Annotated in this window: 1 protein-coding gene; it reads right to left on the minus strand. The window is 43.8% G+C overall.

Translation table 11 applies throughout. The features are described from left to right. Positions 1-389, minus strand: a 389-nt coding sequence (locus LKK83_RS05850; RefSeq protein WP_324630000.1) for a group II intron maturase-specific domain-containing protein, incomplete at its 3' end; no start/stop codon positions are given. Positions 390-475: the final 86 nt, after the last annotated feature.

Raw genomic sequence — 475 nt, forward strand, 5'->3', positions numbered from 1 at the left:
CCGGGTTGTTTACCCATTCTTGTACTCCAGTATTTGAGATTGCCGTCATATGGGCTGGCCTCGCCTTTGACTTTAACATGTCTGACAATTGGAGTATCGGCATAGCATTGCAATTTGATTGGATTTGATTCCGCTCGTGTTGCAAATACCCAGTGCCGATTCCCTATTGTTTGCCAGTATTTCTTGGCTACCCACTTTCCAGTTTTGTTGGGATGTCTTCGGTTTCCCCATCTGGTTAACTTCCAATATAATAAGTTATCCATTTGAGAAAAGACTTCCTTAGACACTACTGTTGAGCAGTAGTTGCTCCACCCTCTGATGACCGGGTTGAGGTGTCTTATTAACGCCACTTGCGGTACTGCGATATTGGAGTCTACTATCTCTTTCATCTTCTTGTTGTGGGTTTTGATGGCTTGATTGCTGGGTTTGATGATAGTTTTGAAGCCTAGTGGATTACTGTGTGTGTCTTTCCCAG

This window comes from Phormidium sp. CCY1219 (assembly GCF_035615515.1).
GTDB lineage: Bacteria > Cyanobacteriota > Cyanobacteriia > Cyanobacteriales > Laspinemataceae > CCY1219.